At 70.3% G+C, this 22,286-nt stretch carries 16 protein-coding genes; 12 read left to right on the forward strand and 4 right to left on the reverse strand.

Going from position 1 to position 22,286, the window contains the following annotated elements; genetic code table 11:
* Genes ACZ6CL_RS34845 through ACZ6CL_RS34855 form a run of 3 tightly spaced genes read left to right on the forward strand, consistent with a single transcriptional unit; the run spans position 1 to position 6,204 of the window.
* Positions 1–1,302 carry a glycoside hydrolase 5 family protein gene (locus ACZ6CL_RS34845; protein WP_468943407.1) on the forward strand — a complete coding sequence of 434 codons (1,302 nt, stop codon included), beginning with the start codon at positions 1–3 and terminating at the stop codon, positions 1,300–1,302.
* Positions 1,289–3,490, forward strand: coding sequence for a glycoside hydrolase family 3 N-terminal domain-containing protein (locus ACZ6CL_RS34850; RefSeq protein ID WP_468943410.1), 2,202 nt, complete (start codon positions 1,289–1,291; stop codon positions 3,488–3,490). The genes ACZ6CL_RS34845 and ACZ6CL_RS34850 overlap by 14 nt, the downstream gene beginning before the upstream one ends.
* A 26-nt stretch (positions 3,491–3,516) precedes the next feature.
* Positions 3,517–6,204: an endo-beta-N-acetylglucosaminidase gene (locus tag ACZ6CL_RS34855; protein ID WP_468943413.1), complete on the forward strand. Its 2,688-nt coding sequence runs from the start codon at positions 3,517–3,519 to the stop codon at positions 6,202–6,204.
* A 3-nt stretch (positions 6,205–6,207) separates the two neighbouring features.
* Here the strand turns inward: ACZ6CL_RS34855 and ACZ6CL_RS34860 are convergent, their stop codons facing one another.
* Both ACZ6CL_RS34860 and ACZ6CL_RS34865 read right to left on the reverse strand, forming a co-directional pair.
* The gene (locus ACZ6CL_RS34860; protein WP_468943415.1) at positions 6,208–7,428 is read right to left on the reverse strand and encodes a hypothetical protein; all 1,221 of its coding nucleotides are present in this window, start codon (positions 7,426–7,428) and stop codon (positions 6,208–6,210) included.
* A gap of 114 nt (positions 7,429–7,542) precedes the next feature.
* Positions 7,543–9,477 carry a nitrilase-related carbon-nitrogen hydrolase gene (locus tag ACZ6CL_RS34865; protein WP_468943418.1) on the reverse strand — a complete coding sequence of 645 codons (1,935 nt, stop codon included), beginning with the start codon at positions 9,475–9,477 and terminating at the stop codon, positions 7,543–7,545.
* A gap of 149 nt (positions 9,478–9,626) precedes the next feature.
* Here ACZ6CL_RS34865 and ACZ6CL_RS34870 point away from each other — a divergent pair, with 149 nt between their 5' ends.
* From ACZ6CL_RS34870 to ACZ6CL_RS34885, 4 genes are all read left to right on the forward strand, one after another.
* Positions 9,627–10,661: a LacI family DNA-binding transcriptional regulator gene (locus ACZ6CL_RS34870; RefSeq protein ID WP_468943420.1), complete on the forward strand. Its 1,035-nt coding sequence runs from the start codon at positions 9,627–9,629 to the stop codon at positions 10,659–10,661.
* Between the two features lie 354 nt (positions 10,662–11,015).
* Complete coding sequence (locus tag ACZ6CL_RS34875) at positions 11,016–13,061, forward strand: flavin monoamine oxidase family protein (RefSeq protein ID WP_468943422.1); 2,046 nt, start codon at positions 11,016–11,018, stop codon at positions 13,059–13,061.
* The gene (locus ACZ6CL_RS34880) at positions 13,058–14,908 is read left to right on the forward strand and encodes a thiamine pyrophosphate-binding protein (RefSeq protein WP_468943423.1); all 1,851 of its coding nucleotides are present in this window, start codon (positions 13,058–13,060) and stop codon (positions 14,906–14,908) included. Before ACZ6CL_RS34875 ends, ACZ6CL_RS34880 begins: the two co-directional genes overlap by 4 nt.
* A 4-nt stretch (positions 14,909–14,912) precedes the next feature.
* Positions 14,913–15,419, forward strand: coding sequence for an inclusion body family protein (locus tag ACZ6CL_RS34885; protein WP_468943426.1), 507 nt, complete (start codon positions 14,913–14,915; stop codon positions 15,417–15,419).
* Positions 15,420–15,505: 86 nt separating this feature from the next.
* Here the strand turns inward: ACZ6CL_RS34885 and ACZ6CL_RS34890 are convergent, their stop codons facing one another.
* Positions 15,506–15,817, reverse strand: coding sequence for a hypothetical protein (locus tag ACZ6CL_RS34890; RefSeq protein ID WP_468943429.1), 312 nt, complete (start codon positions 15,815–15,817; stop codon positions 15,506–15,508).
* A gap of 195 nt (positions 15,818–16,012) precedes the next feature.
* On the opposite strand from ACZ6CL_RS34890, the gene ACZ6CL_RS34895 reads away from it, so the two are divergent.
* The 4 genes from ACZ6CL_RS34895 to ACZ6CL_RS34910 all read left to right on the forward strand — a co-directional run bounded on the left by ACZ6CL_RS34895 (position 16,013) and on the right by ACZ6CL_RS34910 (position 20,325).
* On the forward strand, positions 16,013–16,744 hold the full coding sequence (locus tag ACZ6CL_RS34895) for a GntR family transcriptional regulator (RefSeq protein WP_468943431.1): 732 nt from the start codon (positions 16,013–16,015) through the stop codon (positions 16,742–16,744).
* Between the two features lie 66 nt (positions 16,745–16,810).
* Positions 16,811–17,818 (forward strand): ADP-ribosylglycohydrolase family protein, encoded by a 1,008-nt coding sequence (locus ACZ6CL_RS34900; protein ID WP_468943433.1) that lies wholly within the window; start codon positions 16,811–16,813, stop codon positions 17,816–17,818.
* Between the two features lie 33 nt (positions 17,819–17,851).
* Complete coding sequence (locus ACZ6CL_RS34905; RefSeq protein ID WP_468943435.1) at positions 17,852–19,333, forward strand: purine-cytosine permease family protein; 1,482 nt, start codon at positions 17,852–17,854, stop codon at positions 19,331–19,333.
* Positions 19,330–20,325 (forward strand): PfkB family carbohydrate kinase, encoded by a 996-nt coding sequence (locus tag ACZ6CL_RS34910; RefSeq protein WP_468943437.1) that lies wholly within the window; start codon positions 19,330–19,332, stop codon positions 20,323–20,325. The genes ACZ6CL_RS34905 and ACZ6CL_RS34910 overlap by 4 nt, the downstream gene beginning before the upstream one ends.
* Before the next feature lie 41 nt (positions 20,326–20,366).
* On the opposite strand, the gene ACZ6CL_RS34915 is transcribed toward ACZ6CL_RS34910, so the two are convergent.
* Positions 20,367–21,278 (reverse strand): LysR family transcriptional regulator, encoded by a 912-nt coding sequence (locus ACZ6CL_RS34915; protein ID WP_468943439.1) that lies wholly within the window; start codon positions 21,276–21,278, stop codon positions 20,367–20,369.
* 238 nt (positions 21,279–21,516) lie between these two features.
* Here ACZ6CL_RS34915 and ACZ6CL_RS34920 point away from each other — a divergent pair.
* Positions 21,517–22,286 (forward strand): lyase family protein (locus ACZ6CL_RS34920; RefSeq protein WP_468943445.1); only part of this gene is annotated, 770 nt, incomplete at its 3' end.

The following is a 22,286-nucleotide window of genomic DNA, read 5'->3' on the forward strand; positions in this document are numbered from 1 at the left end:
ATGCTGAGGTTTGGAGTCAACTACACCCCGTCGAAGGACTGGTTCTACTCCTGGCTGGCCCCGGACCGCGAGGCCACCCGCCGTGACATGAGATCCCTGGCGGGCCTGGGCATCGACCACGTACGCGTCCTGCCCCTGTGGCCCGTCGTGCAGCCGAACCGCACCCTGATCCGCCCTCGCGCCCTGCGGGACATCCGCGAGGTCGTGGAAATCGCGGGCGAGGCCGGTCTCGACGCCAGTGTCGATGTCCTCCAGGGCCATCTGTCCGGCTTCGACTTCGTACCCAGCTGGCTGACGGACTGGCACCGGCGCAGCATGTTCAGCGACCCCGACGCCGTCGCCGCCCAGGCCCGGCTGGTGGAGGCCTTCGACGAGCACCTGCACGACGTGCCCACCTTCCTCGGGCTGACCCTGGGCAACGAGGTCAACCAGTTCACCTCGACGGTGCACCCCACCCCGATGCCCGCCACCCCCCACCAGGTGACCGGCTGGCTCGACGCCCTGCACGGCAGCGGGCCGCGCGACCCCCGCCACTTCCGGCTCAACGCCGAGTACGACGCCGTCTGGTACGCCGACGGCCACGCGTTCGTCCCGGCCCACTCCAGCCGCCACGGCCACATGAGCGTCGTCCACTCGTGGATCTTCAACGGCACGGCGCAGGGCTACGGCGCCATGTCCCACGAGAGCGTCCACCACGCCGCCTACCTCATCGAGCTGTCCCGCGCCTTCGCCACCGACCCCGCCCGCCCGGTGTGGCTCCAGGAGGTCGGCGCCCCGCTCAACCACCTCACCGAGGACCAGGTGCCCGACTTCTGCGAACAGACGGTACGGGCGGCGGCCGACAGCGAAGCGCTGTGGGGCATCACCTGGTGGTGCTCGCACGATGTGGACCGCCGCCTCGGAGACTTCCCGGACCTCGAACACAGCCTCGGCCTGATCGGCGCCGAAGGCACGGTGAAGCCGATCGGCCACCGCTTCGCCGCACTCGCCGCGGAACTCCGCGAACGGCCACGCCCCGCGCCCCGGCACGAGGCCGTCGTGGTCCCGGTCGACGGCCAGGACGTCCCCGGCTCCCGCGCCGAACTGTCCCCGGGCGGTGGGGTGTTCGAGACCTGGATGCGGCGCGCCCGCGCCGGAGCGCGCCCCACCCTCGTCACGTCCGCGGCCGCCGCCGACCCGGGCGCGCTGAGCGCTCGCGGCATCACCTCCCTCGTCCACGCCGAGCCGACCGGACGCACCTACTACAGCTCGGTCAGCGACGCCGAGGTACTGAGCAGGACGCACACCCATGCCGAACACTGAACACACACCCGCCCCCGTCGAACGCCTCCTCGCCGAGCTGACCCCACGGGAGAAGGTCGGCCAGCTCAATCAGCGCCTCTACGGCTGGCAGGCCGTCGAACGCGCTCCCCGGGGCGGCTTCCGGCTCACCCGCCGGGCCCGCGCCGAGATCGACCGCTGGGGCGGTCTCGGGGCCCTGTACGGGCTCTTCCGCGCCGACGCCTGGTCGGGCCGCTCGTGGCGCGACGGCATCCGGCCCGAGGAGCGCGCCGAGGTCGCCGCCCTGGTCCAGGAGGAAGTGGCGCGCGGCAGCCGCCACCGCGTCGGGGTGCTCCTCTCGGAAGAGGCACCCCACGGCCACCAGGCCCTCGGCGGGACGCTGCTGCCCACGAACCTGGCCGTCGCCGCGGGATGGGATCCGGACCTGCTGACGGAGGCGGCCGCGGCCGTCGCCGCCGAACTGGCGGCGAGCGGGGTGCATCTGGCGCTCGTCTCGGCGCTGGACCTCCTGCGCGACCCGCGCTGGGGGAGGGCGGAGGAGTGCTTCGGGGAAGACCCGCTGCTGGCCGCCGAACTCACCCGCGCCGTGGTAACCGGGATGCAGGGCGGCTACCAGGGCGGGGGCGGCGGCGTCGCCGTCGTGCTCAAGCACCTGGCGGCCCAGGGCGAGGCGGTCGGTGGACGCAACGGCCAGTCCGCCGTCATCGGCCCCCGCGACCTGCGCGAACTGCATCTGCCGAGCGCCCGGGCGGCGGTGGAGGCAGGGGCGCTGGGCTTCATGGCCGCGTACAACGACATCGACGGTGTGCCCTGCTGCGCCAACCGCGAGCTGCTCACCGGCTTCCTCCGCACCGAGTGCGGTTTCGACGGCATCGTCATGGCGGACGGCCAGGCCGTGGACCGCCTGGCCACGATGACCGGAAGCCCGGAGGCCGCCGCCGTGGCCGCCCTGGAGGCCGGTGTGGACCTCTCGCTGTGGGACGAGTCCTTCGCGCTGCTGGAATCCGGCGCGGCCCGGGACGCGCGGGTGGCCGAACTGGTCGACGCCGCCTGCCGCCGCGTACTCACCCTCAAACACCGCCTGGGCCTGCTGCCGGAAACGGTCCAGGGCCGACCCGCACCCGGGCGGGATCGCCTCGCACCGGCCCTCCGTACGACGGACCAGCTGTCCCGGCGCCTCGCCCGCCAGTCCCTGGTCCTGCTGCACAACGAGGACCACCTGCTGCCGCTGACCCCGCGATCCCTCACCAAGGTGGTGCTCGCCGGGCCCAACGCCCACGACGTCACCGCGCTGCTGGGCGACTACGTGCCGCCCCTCCCCGAAGCGTCGGCCGTCTCCCTGGAACACGCGCTGCGCGAGGCGCTCCCCCACACCGAGATCGTGTGCCCGCCGGGCCCGCCCTCCCCGGCCGATCTGCGCGGTGCCGACGTCGTGATCCTCGCCCTCGGCGGGACCAGCCACCGCGCCTACGACGACACCTTCGCCGACAACGGTGCCGTCGCGGGCCCCGCCGTGGTGGCCACCGCAGGAGAGGGCGTCGACCTCGCGGACGTGTCGCTGCCCGGAGGCCAGGACGACCTGGTCACCGCCGTACGCGCCCGGGCAGACTGCCCCGTCGTGGCGGTGGTCATCGCGGGCCGACCCCATGTGCTCACCACCGTCACGGACCACGCCGACGCCCTGCTGTGGGCGGGCTACCCCGGCCCGCACGGCGCCGAGGCCATCACCGGCGTGCTCCTCGGTGCCCACGAACCGGTCGGCCTGCTGCCGTTCACCGCGCCCCGCCACTGCGCGGCCGTGCCCGTGCGGTACAACGACCGCCACCCGGCCGCCGGCGTCTACCGGGACGCGCCGGACCCGGTGCTGTTCCCCTTCGGGTTCGGCCTGCGCTACGGGGCCGTCGCCTTCGACCACCTCACCGCCGACGTGTCCGGGCGATCCGTACGCGTCGAAGTCGGCCTCACCAACCCTGCTCCCGCCGAAGCCGAGGTCATCGTCCCCCTGTTCGGCCACCGCGCCGGCGGGGCGGCACTGCCCCGGCGGCGGGAACTCCTCGCCTTCCGCCGGGTCACCGCCCCGCCGCGCGGCAGCGTCACCGTCACCTGGGAGCTGCCCGCCGCGCGCTGCTTCGCCGAGGGTGCCACCGCACGGGCCCGCACCGACCTGTACGTGAGCGATCTGAGCACCACGATCCGCCCGCCTCAGTGAAAGCTCTGCGAAAGCGAGGACATGGCATGGCACGAGGACAGAGACCGCAGCGACACCACCGCACCAGAAGAGCCCGAACCAGAAGAGCCCGCACCGGCGTCCTGGCGGCGGCACTGGCCCTGACTCTGGGCGCGGGCAGCGCCCTGGCGAGCGACACCCTCCCCTGGGAGGGGGAGAGCGCCGTCGGCGCCAACCAGCCCTACCAGCACGGATACTCCTCCACCGACCTGCTGCGATGGAATCCCGCGGACGACACCGACGCCGAGCTGCTGCGCGCCAAGGTGCCCCTGCAGACCCGTATCGCCCCCAACGCCGCCACCCAGCGCACGCCGTCGCTCCCCGCCGACACCCAGTCGCTGACCCTCGCGGGCGACTACGGCAACGCGTTCTTCGAAAGCCACCCGTACACCAACGAGTTCAGCCAGTACCTCTTCAACTACTGGCAGTACGCCGACGTGTACGCGTCCTGGCACGGCATGCCCACCGAGGGCGTACCCGTGGACTACTACGACCCCGACCTCGACTGGAAGGAGAAGTGGTTCGAGTTCGGGGCGGTCAACCTCCCCAACCCCGGCTACACCAACGCCGCCCACGCCAACGGCGTACGGTCCCTGGGCTGCGTCTTCTTCTCGCCCAACGACCGGGGCGACCAGGCGTACACCGAACTGCTCCAGCGGAACGCCGATGGCAGCTTCCCCGCCGCCGCGAAGCTCGTCGAGGTCGCCAAGTACTACGGCTTCGACGGCTACTTCATCAACCAGGAGGAGGCGGTCGCCGCGGCCGACATCCCGGCCTACAAGAAGTTCCTCCAGCAGCTGCGCGACGGCGGCATGTATGTGCAGTGGTACGACTCCATCGACAACTCCACCGGCAGGATCTCGTACCAGAACGAGTTCAACGCGGTGAACGGCCCGTTCGTCCGGGACGCGGCCGCGGGCGATGTGTCCGACTCCATCTTCCTCAACTACTGGTGGAACAAGTCCAAGCTCACCAAGTCGAAGACGTACGCGAAGGGTCTGGGCCTCGATCCGCGCAAGAGTGTCTTCGCCGGGGTCGAGGCCGGGATGTACCAGTTCGACCAGCCATACGACCTCGCCAACAACCTCGGCGCCGATGGCGCCCCCATGAACGCCATCGCCACGCTCGGCGCCGACTTCGTCTCCTCCGACTACGCCGACAAGACCGACGACAAGGCCCAGTCGGCCGTGTTCGACCGGGAACGCCGCTGGTGGACGGGCTCGTCCCAGGGCGCCACCACACCGGAGGGCACCTGGAAGGGCATGTCGAAGTACATCGCCGAGCGCTCCGTCATCAAGGGCTCCACGTTCGCCACCTCCTTCAACACCGGACACGGCCTGTCGGCCTGGAGCGACGGCAAGCTCTCCAACGACGCCGAGTGGGGCAACATCAACCTCCAGGACATCCCGCTGACCTGGCAGTGGTGGATCGACGCCGCGAAGTCGCCCCTCAAGGCCGACTTCGACTACGGCCCCGCGTACATACCCGCCGACCGCTTCTCCTACCGGCCGGTCGGCGCCTACAACGGGGGCAGCTCCCTGGCCCTCAGCGGCACGCTCGACAGCGACAACACCGTGCGCCTCTACAAGACCGACCTGAGCGTCACCTCGGCGTCCACCCTCGACCTCACCTACAACAAGCCCTCGGCGGACGACGACTCCCAGCTGCGGCTCGCGCTGGTGCTGGCCTCCGACCCGGGCACGGTGGTCCAGGTGCCGCTGTCCGGCTCCGGCAAGCACACCACCGGCTGGACCACCGCGTCCGCCGACCTGTCGAAGTACGCGGGCCAGCGCGTCGCCTCCCTCGGCCTAGTCGTCGCGGCGGGGGCCCAGCCGATCAAGAACTACCAGGTCAACGTGGGCGCCCTGGCCCTGCACGACGGCGTCGACCGCACCCCGGCGATGCCGAAGAAGCTGCGCATCGACCAGCTGTTGCCCGGCAGTGACGAGCTGTTCCTGTCCTGGCAGCGCAGCGACTACGACACGGTGCGCCGCTACGACGTCTACCTCGACGACACGTACCTCGGCGGCATCTACGACGACGTGTTCTACGCCAAGCGCTTCACCGCCACCTCGGGGAAGGTCAAGCTCGTCGCGGTCGGCCCGGACGGCACCCGGAGCAAGCCCGCGACCGTGTCGTTCGACCTCTCCACCGCCCCGTCCGACGTGACCGCCAAGGCGGCTGCGGACGGCACCCTGAAGGCGACATGGGCCCCGCGGCAGACCGGTCAGCCCGTCACGGTGAAGGTCCGCGGCCTCGACACCTCCAAGCCCTACACCAAGGAGCTGACGGTACCGGGCGACCGACCGGGCGCGACCCTCACCGGCGTACCCGTGAGCGGCGGTGAATATCTCCTCACCGTGAAAACCGCCGACGGCACAGCCACCGGTGTGCGCGGCACATTCGCCGACGCCGACATCAGCCCCTATCCGGCGTCCGCCGTGAAGGTCTCGGGGAACACCTTCACCTTCTCCCGCCCCTCCCTTGCCGACTGGCACACCCTCACCGTCCTGGAGAACGGCCAGCCGAAATCGTTCGCTACGACCTACGGTTCCGGCAACAAGCCGTACATCGTCCGCGGCCGCACCACCCGCCCGGCGATGACGGTGACGATGTCCAGCTCCACCAGCAAGGTCGTCGCGGTCCTGGAGGACTACGCCGGAAACAAGGCCACCACGGTGCTGCGCGGCAGCTGACCGTCAGACCAGTTGCCCGATGGCGGGGACGATCGCCGCGGTCGCGATGGCCATGGAGACGGTGTTGCCGATGAACGGATGAAAGTCGTCGGGCAGCGCCGCGGAGATCGGGCGCGCGATGACGGGGCAGAGCACCGCCCCGCCCACGGCACCGAGGATGAGCGCCGTGGCGCTGTCTCCATAGGCCAAGACCGTGGCCGGCGCCACGGACACGACCGAGATGTAGGTGGGTGCCCATCCTCCGTCGCGGTAGAGGTGACGCCAGAGGACGATGCCGATGGCCGAGGTGAGAGCCTGAGCGAGCATGATCCTGGGCAGCAGTCCGGTGCCGTAGGAGGCGAACGACGGGTTGAGCACGGTGGTGACGGTCGCACCGGTGATCAGCCCGATGCTTGCCCACTCGTTGGCGTAGAACTGGGTTTCGGTGAAGTCGGTGATGATCCGGCGGACCATCCATCTGGCGTCACTCAGAAGGGTCGGGGCTGCCTTCTCGGCGGCGACCGTCTCCTCCTGGGACTCGGGCGCGGGGCGTCTCATCCAGGGCAGTGCCCGGCACAGCAGGAAGGCGAGCGCGGCACCGATGCTCATGGAGGCGGTGTTCGCCACGACCGGCGGGAGCGTGAGGGGCCCGGTGACATGGTCGATGAGCACCATGGCGAGCGGGGTCGTGAACGCACCGAGAATCGCGCCGGTGAGCAGTCTCGTCCAACCGCGGCCGTAGACCAGGATCACGGAGGTGGCGACACACACGAAGGGGACGAAGGTCGGTTGCCACCCGCTGTCGAGGCTGCCGCCGAACAGGGCGTTGGACAGCACCAGGCTGAGACCGGCCGCGCCGAGCATCCACGGCCACAGTCCGGTGCCATAGGCGATGGGCTCCCCGGCCCATCGCTTCTTCGCCCGCAGGGCCCACCAGCCGACGGTGGCTCCCGCGAGCAGGCCGAGCGAGGCGACCCAGGACTTGTAGAACTGTGGTTCGCTGATGTCACCGAGGACCCACTGCAACCGCGCGGCCGGTTCGTGGGTGACAGCCGAGACCCAGGCCGGATAGTCCGGCAGGGCGCGGTGGCCGGCAGGTACCCCGGTCAGGACGGCAGCCAGGGCCATGAAGGCGCCCACGGTCAGTGCTCCGCCGAGCAGGAGCCCGGGGAGTGACAGTTCGGGTCGGTTCTCGGTCGCGTGCGGAAGGTCGGTCGGGGAGGGGCGGTGGGTCGGAGTCGTCATCGTGGTGCCCGCCTGAAGGGTGCGCTGGTGCTCAATTGCTGGTGCTCGGTGCCTGGTGCTCGGTGCCTGGTGCTCAACGGGCAGGGAAGCGCTGTCCGTTGTGACGCTGTGGGTTCAGCGAACCGCTGGGGTGCCGCCGGTGTAGCCGAGCAGCGGTTCGTAGAGGTCGACGCGGCGGTCGCGGGGCAGGTCGTTGAGTTCGCTCCAGACGACCGCGGAGCGGGAGGCGACGACGTCCATGTCGGCGTAGAGGATCTCTTCCGTCTCCGCATCGGCGATGCCCGCGCTCGGCCAGCCGTTCACTCCGGTGATCAGCGAGCAGCCGAGGAACTTTCCGCCGCGTTCCTCACCGACGCGGTTCGCGGCGATGATCGGGACGCTGTTGACGTGGGAGGCCCCCATCGTGAGGTAGCTGGCCATGCAGTTGCCGGCTTCGTCGAACAGCGGCGGCGGTGTCCACACCCAGTTGTTCACCGAGCAGATGAGGTCGGCGCCCTGCGCGGTGAGGATCCGGGCCACCTCGGGGAACCAGATGTCCCAGCAGATGAGGAGGCCGATCCTCCCGATCCTGGTCTCGAAGACGGGGTAGGACGATCCAGGGGTGAAGATCAGCTTTTCCCGGTTCCACAGATGGGACTTGCGGTACCTGCCGATGAACCCGTCGGGGCCGATCAGGACGGCCGAGTCGTACAGGTGGACGCCGTCGCTCTCTGCGATGCCGGCCGCGATGTGGACATCGAGCCTGGCGGCGAGTTCTCCCCACTTCGCGCAGGTGGGGCCGTCCGGGACGGGCTCGGCGTGTGCGTAGGCCTCTTCCCGGGTGTCGAAGGAGTAGCCGGTGCTGGCCAGCTCGGGCAGCACGATCAGCCGGGCACCGTGTCCGGCGCACTCCTCGATCTGGTCGATGGTGGCCGCGACGTTCTTCGCCTTGTTCTCCAGTCCGACCCGCGGGTGGGACTGGACGGCGGCGACGCGGAGCGGGCTCACGGCCGGGTGGGTGGCCGAGCGGGTGGTTTCCGTCATGGCAGGGACTCCTTGTGGTGGGGGTACTGCTTCCGACCGATCGGGTTCGGCGGCGAACGCGGAGACGATCTGGTCGCGTGTGCGCCCGGACGCGATGAGCGCGGCGAGCAGGATCCGCGCCTGGCTGGGACGTAGGTGGCCCGAGGCGATGGCGCCCGCGGCGACCAGATCGACGCCACCGCCTCCGCCGCCGTACACCGGTGTGATGACGCCGGCCGCCACGCGCGACGAGAGGACGAGGTGCACTCCGGCGCGTGTGCAGCGTTCGACCGCGGCGACAATGTCCGCGTTCGCGTTTCCGTAGCCGGTCGCCTCCAGGACGATCCCTCGGGCGCCCCTGGCGAGAACCGCCTCAAGGGCGGCCGTATCGCTCCCAGGATAGATCGCGACGATGTCGACCCGGGTGCCGGCGATCGCCACCTCGGGTGGCAGTCCGGTCACGGCCCGCCGCAGCTGTGTGTGAACGCGGACGCGGCCGTCGTCGATGACCGTGCCCAGGGGGCCGTGGTCGGCGTCGAGAAACGCGGACCGCGTGCTGTTGTGCGCCTTGCGGGTCCCTCGTGCCGCGTGCAGTAGGCCGGCGAAACAGACCAGGACTCCGAGATCACGAGCCTGAGGGGACGCCGCGGTGGCGATCGCGTCGGAAAGGTTGCGCGGGCCATCGGCCGCCTGGTCGTCGTGGCTCGACTGGGCCCCGGTGAACACGACCGGCCGGGGGTCCTCGTGGCAGAGGTCGACCAGCATCGCCGACTCCTCGAGCGTGTCGGTGCCGTGTGTCACCACCACACCGCAGGTGTCGATGTCGGCCAGTGCCTCCTTCACCAGGCGGTTGATCTCGTCCATCTGCTCGAAGCCGAGGGCGTAGCTGTTCTGGTTCATCGCTTCGACGACCCGAACCGGCACACTCCGTCCGGCGGTGAGACCGGATATCAGGGTGGCGCCGGAGACGCTCGCGACCTTGGCGCCGTCCTCGTTCGAGGTACTGGCGATGGTTCCGCCCGTGGTGATGACGACTACGGTCCGCACACTTGCCCAATCGTTTGCGCCAATCGATTGTGCTAACCTAACCGGGGTCAACTCGGGTGGCAAGGGGTCGGTTGCAGATCTCTCCGGCGGTCGTGCTCGGAGGGGGAGGGGGATACGTGTCCGGACCAGCCAGGGGTGATCTTCCGCATTTGGACAAGGCCGGGCGGCCGACTCTGGCGACCGTTGCCGCCCTTGCCGGTGTTCACACCTCGACGGCCTCGCGCGCGCTCTCCAGCTCCCTGTCGAGCGGTGTTCGCGTCGGATCCGCCGACACGGTCGAACGCATTCGCAGGATCGCCGGGGAGCTGGGGTTCTCCCGCAACCTCCACGCGGCCGGGCTGCGGACGCAGCGCACATCGCTGGCCGGTGTACTCGTGCCGCGCCTCACCGACCTCGTGCTCGCGACGATCTACGAAGGCATCGACGAGGAGGCGCGCCGCCGCGAATACCAGACGTTCGTGGCGAACACCAACGACGACGAGGCCGAACGCGCCTCCAAGCTCGACATGCTGCTGGCCCGCCACGTCGACGGGATCGTGCTCGGCGACGCGCGCATCGACGACGACGAGGTCATCGCGCAACTCCAGGCGCGCCGGGTGCCGTTCGTCCTGGTCAGCAGGCGGTCTCAGGATCACCCGAGCGTGACCTGCGACGACTACGCGGGCGGCCGTCTTGCGGCGCGGCACCTCCTGGAACTGGGACACCGCAGGGTCGCGGTCATCGCCGGTGAGCAGTACGCCAGCACCGCGCTCGACCGCGTCCACGGATTCGCCGACGCCTATCGCGAAGCCGGCCACCCCTTGGTTCCCGAACTCGTCGTCCCGTCCCGATTCGACGTCACCGGAGGGCACCGCGCGTGCCGGCAGATCCTCGATGCGCCCGGCGAGACGCCTACCGGCATCTTCGCGGTCAACGACTTCGCCGCGATCGGCGCGCTCGGAACGCTCCGGGCGGCGGGCATGACCGCCGGCAGAGACATCGCAGTGATCGGATACAACGACATCTCGCTGGCCGGTGAACTGCCCTTGCCGTTGAGTTCGGTCAGATCGCCCCTGCGTGAGATGGGAACGGAGGCCATGAGCCTTCTGCTCGCGGGAATCAATGGAGGGGAGATGGCGTCAAAGGCTCTCGAGCCCAGCCTGGTGGCCCGCGAAAGCACGGTGGGGGCGAGTGCGGCCGACTGACATGGACGGCGACTGCGGACTTTAGGAATCCGATTCCGGGTAAGCGCAAAGGTGGTCGTCAGGGAATGCGCCAAAGCGATACTGCTCCCGAACTTCTGTGCGCATTGGTGTGACGGTCGATATTCGCTGCCCAGTTCGATGAACTGGATGGTCCGGCGGGCAAACTCGCCCGGCGCGCCTGCGATTGCGTCCCCCTCTCCCTTCCGTCCCGTGCGGAGCATTGGCCCCTCGCCTGCGAGAGTCGGCAAGCTCGCAATTCCGCCAACCGCGTGTTCGATATTTTTAGGACTTTGCCAACGCATTACCTGTTTGGAGAATCGGTAAATCGTTTCTTCATATCTAGGATCGCGGGCTATGACCGACACTCCACGCGGCAACTCCGCAGCCCGTGCGCGCTGGCAAACGTGTCTCAAGCTCGCCCGCGAGCTTCTTCTGATCGGGCCGGACGACGAGGACCTCAAGCTCAGTTACCTCGACACGCTGATCGATACGGGCGGCCTCGGCCCGACCCCGCACCCCCGTAAGAAGGTCCTCATCATCGGCGCCGGTATCACCGGCCTCGTCGCCGGACGCCTGCTCAAGGACGCGGGGCACGACGTCACCATCCTGGAAGCCAACGCCAGCCGTGTCGGCGGACGCATCAAGACCTTCCGCGCCACCAAGCACCATCAGCCCTTCGACGACTCCGCCCAGTACGCCGAGGCCGGGGCCATGCGGCTGCCCGACTTCCACCCGCTCGTCCTCGCCCTCGTCGACAAGCTCGGGCTCACACGCCGCCAGTTCTACAACGTGGACATCGACCCCTCCACCGGCAGCGGACCCGGCGTCGCGGTTCCCCCGGTCACGTACACCTCCTTCACCGGCCGGACCTGGACCTACGGCGAGGACAGCCCCGGCTTCCGGGAACCCGGCAAGCGCGGCAATTCCTGGATCCGCGCCAACCGGGTGCAGGTGCGGCGTGCCGACTACGCCACCGCCCCCGAGCGGATCAACGAGGCCTTCCACCTCACCGACGACGAGGTCCGCGCCCCCGTCGTGCAGATGGTCGACGACGCGCTGGAGACCGTCCGCGACTACTACTCCGACATCGTCGACGGGCGGCGTGTCAACAAGCCGTTCGACGAGTGGGTCGAGGGCTGGGCCCGGGTCGTCCGTGACTTCGACGGCTACTCCATGGGCGGCTTCCTGCGGGAGTGCGGCGGGCTCAGCGACGAGGCGATCGAGGCCGTCGGCACGCTGGAGAACATGTCCTCGCGGCTGCACCTCTCCTTCTTCCACAGCTTCCTGAGCCGCAGCGACATCAACCCCGGCGTGCGCTATTGGGAGATAGAGGGCGGCAGCTGGCGCCTGCCCCACGCCCTCCACCAGGGCCTGCGCGACGAGGTGAAACTCGGTCACCGCATGATCCGCCTCGAATACCACGACCCGAGCCGCGACGCCGCCCCCGAGGGCGCCTGCGCCGTCGGACCCGACGGGTGGGGCGTGGCCGTGCACACCGTCCCCGAGGACGACCCGCAGGCCGCGCCGCGCCAGTGGACCGCGGACCTGGCGATCGTCACCATCCCGTTCTCCGCACTGCGCTTCGTGGAGATCGTCCCCTCGATGTCGTACAAGAAGCGCCGCGCCATCATCGAGACCCATTACGACCAGGCCACCAAGGTGCTGCTGGAGTTCAGCCACCGGTGGTGGGAGTTCACCGAGGACGACTGGCGCAACGAGCTGGAGAGCGTCGCGCCCGGCCTCTACGACTACTACCAGACGAGCGGCGAGCCGGGCGCCGACACCGCCCCCGCCCCCGCGTTCGCCGAGGCGGGCATCGCCAGCCTGCTCGGTGCCGCGGTCAAGGACAGCAGCGTCACCGAGGACATGCGGAAGCTGGGCAGCACCATGCCCCTGCGCGGCCCCGCCGCCCGCCCCGCCTCCCACTGCTTCGGCGGGGGCTCCGCCACCGACAACCCCAACCGGTTCATGTACTACCCCTCGCACCGGGTCGAGGGCAGCACGGGCGGCGTGGTGCTCGCCTCGTACTCCTGGTCCGACGACGCCGCACGCTGGGACTCCATGCGGAGCGACGAGCGCTACGTCTACGCCCTGCGCAACCTCCAGGCCCTGCACGGCCGCCGCATCGAGGTGTTCTTCACCGGCCGGGGCGCCACCAAGAGCTGGGCCCGCGATCCGTACGCCTTCGGCGAGGCCGCCATCTACACCCCGCACCAGATGACCAGCTTCCACTTGGACGTCTCCCGCCCCGAAGGCCCCGTCCACTTCGCCGGAGAGCACACCTCCCTCAAACACGCCTGGATCGAGGGCGCCCTGGAGAGCGCCATCCGCTCCGCCACCGCCGTCCACCAGGCCCCGCGGCTCACCACTCCGGGCCCGAACGCGGGGGGCCGCTCATGACGGCGATCACGCCCGAGTGCACGGTCGCCCGCTATCTGGCCGGCCGCCTGGCCGAGCTGGGCGTCACCCATCTGTTCGGCGTCCCCGGCAACCACCTGGGCCCGTTCCTCACCACCTTGCGGGCCGAGGGCGACATCGAGTGGGTCGGCACGCCCACCGAGGGCGGCGCGGGCCAGGCCGCCGACGCGTACGCCCGTATCCACGGCATCGGCGCGGCGGCGGTCACCTACAGCGTGGGCGCGTTCAATCTCCTCAACGCCTGCGGCGGCGCCTACGTCGAGCACGTCCCGCTCGTCGCCATCAACGCCTGCCCGCCCTACGAGCAGTGGCAGAACTACCGCGCCGTCGGCCTGCTCACCTCCCATATGAGCCCCCGCCGGGAGAGCAACCTGGACGTCTACCGGCAGGTCACCGTGGAAGCGCAGGTCATCTCCAATCCGGGCCTCGCCCCCGGCCAGATCGACGCCGCGCTCACCGCCTGCCTGTCCGAGCGCAGGCCCGTCTATCTGGAGGTCATGGAGGACCTGTGGGACGAGCCCTGCGCCGTCGCCGAACAGCCCATCCTCCGCCGTGAGCGGCCGTTCAGCACCCGCAACCAGACCATGCTGGACAACGCGGTGGACGCCATCCTCACCCTGATCGAGGACCACCCCGGCCCGGACGGCAGGTCCCGCCCGATCGTGTGGGCTGGCGAGGAGATCGACCGCTTCCGCCTCGGCGATCAGCTCACCGACCTGACGGACGCCACCGGAGTGCCGTTCTGCACCACCGTCGGTGCCAAGGCCGTCGTCGACGAGGAACTGCGGGAGTTCCACGGCGTCTACAACGGCGCGGCCAGCCACCCGGATGTGCACGGTATCTTCAAGGACTGGGCCACCTGCCGGATCGGCCTCGGCGCCTGGTCGACGTCGAAGAATCTCGGCGGGGATCAGTGCGTGGGCACCGACTGGGTGATGGCCGCGCAGGGCGGCGTCAGCGTCGGTACCAGGTACTTCCCCGACGTCCAGCTCGAGCGGCTGCTGCCCGCCCTGCAGGACGCGCTGGTGAAGCGGTTCGGGTCGGGAGGTCTGGCCGCCGATTACTACGCCGAGGCCCACGCCCACCATGGCGCGTCCGCCGACCGCCCCGCCAGTCTCCAGAGCCACCGCGCCGCCCTCCGCACTGGCGGCTCGCGCTCCCGCTCCGCCGAACGGCTCACCTACGACGGCGTGTTCGACCGGATCAACCACTTCCTGGGCCACGAGTCCCCAGCGGACTGGACGGTCGTCTCCGACGCCGCGTTCTCCCTCATCGGCTCGATGAACCTGAGCCTGCCCGCGGGCGGGTTCCTGTCGCAGATCAGCTGGCTGTCCATCGGCTGGTCCGTCGGCGCGGCCACCGGCGCCGCGCTCGCCCCCGAGCGCGAGCACGCCCGCCCGATGGTGTTCGTCGGCGACGGCGCCTTCCAGGAGACCTGCCAGGAGATCTCCACCCACACCAGGCTCGGGCTGCGGTCGGTGGTGTTCGTCATGGACAACGGGCACTTCTACGGCATCGAGCAGATGCTGGTGCGCCCGTCCTACTACGCCGACCGGGACTCCGGCGCCGGGGGCGACGCGGAGGAGGCGGACTTCTACAACGTCCTCCACCCGTGGCACTACGACCGCCTCGCGGAGGTCTTCTCCGGCAAGAAGACCCCGGTGAACGGGATCAGCATCGCGCACACCTCCGAGCTGGACGAGCTGCTGACCCGCCTCGCCGACCCCACCGACCCGCTCAACGCGGGGCCACTGCTGGTCCGCGTCCGCCTGCACCGGCACGACTACCCGCGGGCGATGGCCTACAAGGTGCAAGAGAAAAGGGGTTAGGAACATGTCCGAGTTCATCAACGTGATGATCGCGTTCGACGCGTTCTCGATCGCCAAGCTCTATACGAGCGCGTCGAGGAATCCCGACGCGCCGACCCAGGTCGACCACAGCCTGATCTATATGACGACGCGTCAGGACCGCGTCGTCGGCTCCTCGGGAGCCGAACTGAACTTCCGGGCCAATCCGAGGGACATCATCAGGTGGCGTGAGACGACGCTGTCGCTCAACAGCGAATACAGCGCCCTGTTGTACCGGTACGTGAGCAGCGATCCGCTGATCAGCACGCCACGGATCGTGGTGGGCGACGGCACCTATCCGATGCCGAAGGAGGGGTCCGACGGCAGGCCGGACTTCGTCACGCAGGACTACGAGGACCACTACTGGGAGGCGGACGTCCGCAAGACCGGCCGGGTCACCTACCGCTTCTACTTCCAAGTCCTGGACAGCGACCTGAAACCGGTGGGCTACTTCCAATGGGACCCGTTCATCACCATCGACAAACGCTCCTGACGGCCCTCGTCGCGGTCGGGTAAAACCCCCGCACACCACGTGGACGGCGCGCATGCCCGCGCCGTCCACCCCGTCGTTCGCGGGCGTCAGCGGATCCAGATGGCCCGGCCCAGAATGGCGATTTCGCCTCCCTCGGACTCGCCGTCGGGCGGGATCACATCGATGACCGGCCCGCTGCAGTCGTTGTTCATGTAGGCGAGCGCGTATTCGTTGGTTTGGTTGTACACGTGGAACCTGTTGTCCTCCAGCGGTACGGAAATGCAGCCGCTGGGGTTGACGGTGCGCCAGGTGCTGTTGAAGAGGTCGCCGTGAGCGGCGGAGGCCGATGGTGCCAAGCCGAAGGCGAGGGCGCCCGTGGCGGCCAGAATCCCTGCCGTGGTGGTGAGGCGGCGCATCATGCCGGACTCCTTCCCGGAGTGCTGCGGTCGGTGTGGCAATTCCAGACCGACTGACCACCTCCCTGGATACCGGGCCCCACAAGAATTCCGGTGGAGCGGTGGAGCGAGCGGTGGAGATCCCGGTGGGCGCCAGGAGCCGGTCGATCCAGTCCACCTCTCTAGACAGGACTGGACATGTATGGCTAGCTTCCGGACATGACTGAACAGGTCCGCAAGCACCAGCGCGTCGCCCGCGTCCTGGCCCGCGAGATCCACAGCGGTGCCCTGGAGCCGGGCAGCAGGCTGCCCGGCGAACACGCGCTCACCCGGCGCTTCGCGGTCAGCCGGACCACCGTCCGCCAAGCGCTGGACGAGCTGAGCAAGCAGGGGCTGATCTCCACCCACGCCGGTGTCGGCTCGTTCGTCACCTTCGACGGCGCCCTGCTGGACAACCGGCTGGGCTGGACCAGGGCCCTGGCCGACCAGGACGTCCGGATCACCACCGAGGTGCTGCGCCTCGAGGCGGTGCGCGACGAAGCGTTGGCCGGGAAGCTCGGCATCGAAGGCGGCGATATCGACGGTGGCCACTTCCTGGCCCTGGACCGCCTGCGCGTCCTGCCCGGGAACACCCCCGTCTCGCTGGAGCGCAGCAGGGTCCCGCTGACCCCCGCCCTCGCCGAGGTGCCGCTGCGCGGCCTGGTGGACGGTTCGCTGACCAGGACCCTGGCCGCGGTGGGCATCCGCGCCACGTACGGGGACGAGTGGGCGTCGGTCACCAGGCTGGACACGGTCGAGGCGGCCCTGCTGCGCCGTGGCGAGGGGGAGGTGTTCCTCCGTACACGCCGGGTCAGCCGGGGGGCGGACGGCAGCGTCGTCGAGCACGTGACCAGCCTGCTGGACCCCGCCCGCTTCGAACTCCACCTCGGTTTCGGCGAGCCACCCGGATGAGCCGCCGCCCCCGCACCGAACAGCCCCGTACCGAACCGCCCCGCCCCGCACTGACAGGAATCCTCGATGAACGACCAGCACGACCGCGCACTCGGAGCCCTGTACGGCCTGGCCATGGGTGATGCGCTCGGCATGCCGACCCAGATCATGTCCCGGCGGTCGATCGTCACCCGGTTCGGCGCCGTCACCGGTTTCGAACCGGGCCCGGCCGACAATCCGGTGAGCGCCGGAATGCCCGCGGGGTCGGTCACCGACGACACAGACCAGGCCGTCATCGTGGGCCGCCTGCTGGTCGACGGGGGCGGGCGCATCGATCCGACGCGGCTCGCCCAGGAGCTGCTGGAGTGGGAGCGCGCCATGAAGGCCAAGGGCTCCTTCGATCTGCTGGGCCCGTCCACCAAGGCCGCCCTGGAGGCGGTGTCCCGCGGCACACCGCCCGAGGAGGCGGGGAAGACCGGCGCCACCAACGGAGCCGCCATGCGGATCACCCCGGTCGGCGTGGCCTTTCCCGACACACCGCTGGAGTCCTTCGTCGACCAGGTCGCCGCAGCGTGCCAGGTCACCCATGACACCACCCTCGGCATCGCCTCGGCCGCCGCCGTGGCCGCCGCGGTGAGCCGGGGGGTCGGCGGCGGTGATCTCAAGGACGCCATCGCCGCGGCGATCACGGCCGCGACCGCCGGTGCCGAGCGCGGCCACTGGGTCTACGGGGCCGCCATCGCGGCCCGTATCGAATGGGCCGTGGAGCTGGTCCGCGGGCTGCCCGAGCAGCGAGCCCTGGACCGTATCAGCGACCTCGTGGGCACCAGCGTCGCCAGCCAGGAGTCGGTTCCCGCGGCCTTCGCCGTTCTGGCCCTGGCCGACGGCGAACCGTGGCGCGCCTGCCTCCTGGCCGCCAACCTCGGCGGCGACTGCGACACCATCGGCGCCATCGCCGGGGCCGTCGCCGGATCCCTCAGCGGCGCCTCAGGCCTCCCGGCCGACGCGCTCACCACCCTCCGTTCCGTCAACGGCCTCGACCTGGAGCCGCTGGCCACCTCCCTCCTCGCACTGCGGACCGCCGCGACCGGGTGACTGCTCTCCCCGAACAGAAAGACAGGTACGACCATGGCCGGATCAGACAACGACCGCGTCGGCGCGGTGGAGACACGCGGCATCGAGCCCGTGCCCGACGCCGAACGCCATGGCCACCCGGGGCAGATGTTCTGGACCTGGTTCGCGGCCAACATCAGCATCCTGGGTCTGCCGCTCGGCGCGGCGCTGGTCAGCTTCCGCGGCCTGAACATCTGGCAGGCGGCCATCGTGGCCGTGCTCGGCTCCTTCGGCTCGTTCGCCCTGGTGGGCGCGCTCAGCATCGCCGGAAAGCGCGGCGGCGCACCCGCGCTCACCCTGTCCCGGGCGGTTTTCGGTGTCCGGGGCAACGCGGGCCCCACCCTGGTCACCTGGCTGAGCAGGCTCGGCTGGGAGACGATCAACACGACCACGGCCGCCTTCGCCCTGCTGGCGCTGCTCGACGTCGCGTTCGGCGTACGGGGGAACACCGTGCTCACCGTGGTCTGCCTGCTGGTCTTCATCGGCTGCACCCTGCTGATCAGCGGCCTGGGACACGCCACCATCATGTGGATCAACAAGTGGGCCACCTACGCCTTCGGCCTGCTCAACCTGGTCGTCATCGCCTTTCTCGTGGCCACCGTGGACTGGCACAAGGTCTTCCAGGCGCCGGCCGCCCCGGTGGGCGCCATGGTCGTGGGCACCGGCATGATCGCCGCCGGAACGGGCATCGGCTGGGCCAACGCCGGTGCGGATTACGCCCGTTACCTGCCCCGTCGGGTCCCCGGTGGCAGGCTCGTGGCCGCCTCGGCGTTCGGCGCGGGCATTCCCCTGGTCGTCCTCATCTCCCTCGGTTCGCTGCTCGCGGCGGGGCAGCCGGACCTCGCCTCCGCGGCCGACCCGGTCTCGGCGATCAACGCGATGCTGCCCCGGTGGATGGCCATCCCGTACCTGATCGCCGCCTTCGGCGGGCTGCTGCTCTCCAACCACCTGTCCGTGTACTCGGCCGGGCTCACCATGATCACCCTGGGGATACGGGTCCGGCGCACCCTGGCCGTCGCCCTGGACGTGGTCGTCACCTTCGTCGGCGGCATCTACTTCATCCTGATCGCCAAGGACTTCTACGGTCCGTTCATCACGTTCCTCACCCTCCTCGCCGTGCCGATCACCGCATGGGTGGGTGTCTTCGCCGTCGACCTGCTCCTGAGGCGGTCCTACGACACCGACGCCCTGATGAACACCGGCCGCACCAGCCGCTACTGGTACCGGGGCGGCTTCTCCTGGCCCGCGACGGGCGCATGGGCGGCGGCCATCGTGGTGGGGCTGCTCTTCACCGAAGCGGGCACCGGCGCCACCGACATCTGGTTCTCCGGACCGCTCTCGGACAGCTGGATCGGCACCAACGGACTGGGATGGGTGGTGACCCTCACCCTCGCCGCCGCCGTCTACGCCCTGCTGCGGCGCCTGGACGGCACGGTTCACGGCGAGACCTCCGCGCAGCACACCACGCTCGCGACGACCGCACAGGAGCACGCGTGAGCGGCGTGGACGGCGCCACCGGCGGCCGGGCGGACAGCAGGCTCGTACTCCTCGGCAACGCCATCGTCGACCTGGTGATGCGGGTGCCGGAGGTGCCCGAACGCGGTGGCGACACCGTGTCCACGGACACCACCTTCGCCACGGGCGGCGGCTTCAACGTCCTCGTGGCCGCACACCGTCTGGGTCTGCCCGCCCTCTACGCCGGAGCCCACGGCACGGGCCCGTTCGCGGACCGGGTGCGCGCCGACCTCGCACACGAGGGCATCGAGGTGCTGCTCCCGCCGCTGGCGGACACGGACACCGGATTCTGCGTCGCCTTCGTCGACGACGGCGGCGAGCGCACCTTCGCCACCAGCCCCGGAGCGGAGGCCCGGCTGACCGAGGCCGACGCGGCCACGGTGCTCGCCGCGCTGCGCCCCGGCGACCTCGTGCAGGTTTCCGGGTACGGGCTCGCCTACCCGGTGAACGGCCCGGTCCTGGCCTCGCTCATCACCCGGCTGCCCGCAGACGTCCGGGTCTTCCTCGACCCGGGGCCACTGGTCGCCGACATCGCCCCGGACGTGCTGGAACCCGTCCTGGCGCGCTGCGACTGGATCACCTGCAACCAGCGTGAGGGACGGCTGCTGACCGGCCTGGACGACGCCGCGCCGATCGCGGCCGCGCTCGCCGCGCGGCTGGGCCCGGACACCGGGGTGATCGTACGGGCCGACGCGGCGGGATGCCGTCTCGTACCCCCTGGCGGCGAGGCCGTACACCTTCCCGGGCGCCGGGTGACCGCCGTCGACAGCAATGGCGCGGGCGACGCCCACACGGGCGCCTTCCTCGCCCTCCTCGGCGGCGGGCTGACCCCGGTCGAGGCTGCGCGGGGCGCCAACGCGGCGGCCGCCCTCGCCGTCACCCGGCACGGCCCCGCCACCGGGCCGCCCCGCGGCGAACTCCTCGGCTTCCTCAACGGCGACCCGCCGGCCGCGGCACTGGAGTCTCGCGGATGAGTGGTCCGGCGAGGAACGTGGCGGTGCGCGCCGGTCAGCGGTCAGGAGCGGAGGGTGGCGGCCCGGTCCCGTAGTTCGCGCAGCGCAAGCCTCAGCAGCGGATGGCGCTCGCTGCCGCGCCGGACGGCCGTGAACACCCGCCGCGTGGGACGGTGGCCGCGGACCGGGCGCGTGGCGGCGCCGCCGAAGGCGATGCCGTGGAGCGCCGAGCGGGGCACCAGCGCCACACCCGCGCCCGCGGAGACGAGGGCGCACACCGCCCGGGAGTCATCGGCGAGGCACTCCACCCGAGGCTGGAAACGGGCCTCCTCGCAGGCGCGCAGGACGACGTCGTGCACCGGGTTGCCGGGCCAGGGCGTGACCCACGGATCGTCGCTCAAGTCGGCCAGGTCGACCTCCGGGGCGCCGGCCAGCCGATGGCCGGACGGCAGCACGACATCGAACGGTTCCGCGTACAACGGCTCGCGCAGCAGCTGCTCGCTGTTCTGACCGGGGATGTCCCGGTGCTCCACCGACAGGGCGATATCGACCGCCCCGTCGATGAGGAGCCGTTGGCTGGCGTGGCCTTCGGCGTCCTTCACACGGATCCGTACCTGCGGAGCGTCCTCCCGCAGCGTCGCCACCGCCGGGGCCACCACTTCGGTGATCGCGCTGGCGAAGGCCGCGATGGTCACTTCCCCTGCAAGCCCTTCCGAGCACGCGGCCATCTCGGCCTCCGCCTGCTCCAGCTGCGCGGCGATCTTCGTCGCGTGAGCGGCCAGCACGGTGCCGGTGGGAGTCAGCCGGACGGTGCGCCCGCGCCGTTCCAGCAGGGCGTGCCCGACCTCCGCCTCAAGCGCGGCGAGCTGCTGCGATGCCGCGGACGGGGACATGTAGAGAGCCTGGGCGGCGGCGGTGACGGTGCCGTGGTCGGCCAGCGCCCGCACCACCCGGAGCCTGCGGGGATCGATCACATGACGGAGTAGACCAGAAGCGTGTCCATGAAGCAAAGCTTCATAAGCAACCGGGGAAATTGCCGATGGACCTCACAGCGACGGCACCGCAGAGTGGTCCTTCATGAGGGCCGCTGTGGCCCTCGCCTGGTACGTCCCCCTCGATCATCGGCCCGTCGTCGGCGATGTACTGGCATGCCCGCGTCATGTCCTTCTCCGTTCCGAATGCTCACACCTCACGAAGGAAACCTCTGTGTCCATAACCGCGGACCATCGCCGCGAGCACGATCTCCTCGGCGACCGCGACGTCCCCGCCGACGCGTACTGGGGCATCCACACCCTGCGCGCCCGGGAGAACTTCCCCATCACCGGTACGGCGATCTCCGCGTACCCGCACCTGATCAACGCGCTCGCGGCGGTCAAGGAAGCCACGGCCCGCGCCAATGAGGACCTCGGACTCCTGACCCCGGAGAAGGCCGCGGCCATCGTCGCCGCCTGCCGGGAGATCCGGGACGGCCGGCTGCACGATCAGTTCGTCGTGGACGTGATCCAGGGTGGCGCCGGCACCTCCACCAACATGAACGCCAACGAGGTGATCGCCAACCGGGCCCTGGAGATCCTCGGCCACGAAAAGGGCGAGTACGGCGTCCTCCACCCCAACGAACACGTCAACCTCAGCCAGTCCACCAACGACGTCTACCCGACGGCCCTCAAGGTCGCCACCGTCATCGCCGTCCATGAACTGCTCGACGCGATGGGTGTGTTGCGCGAGGCGTTCGCCGCCAAGGCCGAGGAATTCCACGACGTCCTGAAGATGGGCCGCACCCAGCTCCAGGACGCGGTGCCCATGACGCTCGGCCAGGAGTTCTCCTCGTACGCCGTGATGCTGGAGGAGGACCAGAGCAGGCTGCTGGAGGCCTCCGGCCTGGTGCATGAGATCAACCTCGGGGCGACCGCGATCGGCACCGGCCTCAACGCCCCCAAGGGCTACGCCGAGGCCGCCCGCGGCCACCTGGAGGACATCACCGG

The organism is Streptomyces sp. NPDC041200 (assembly GCF_055591805.1).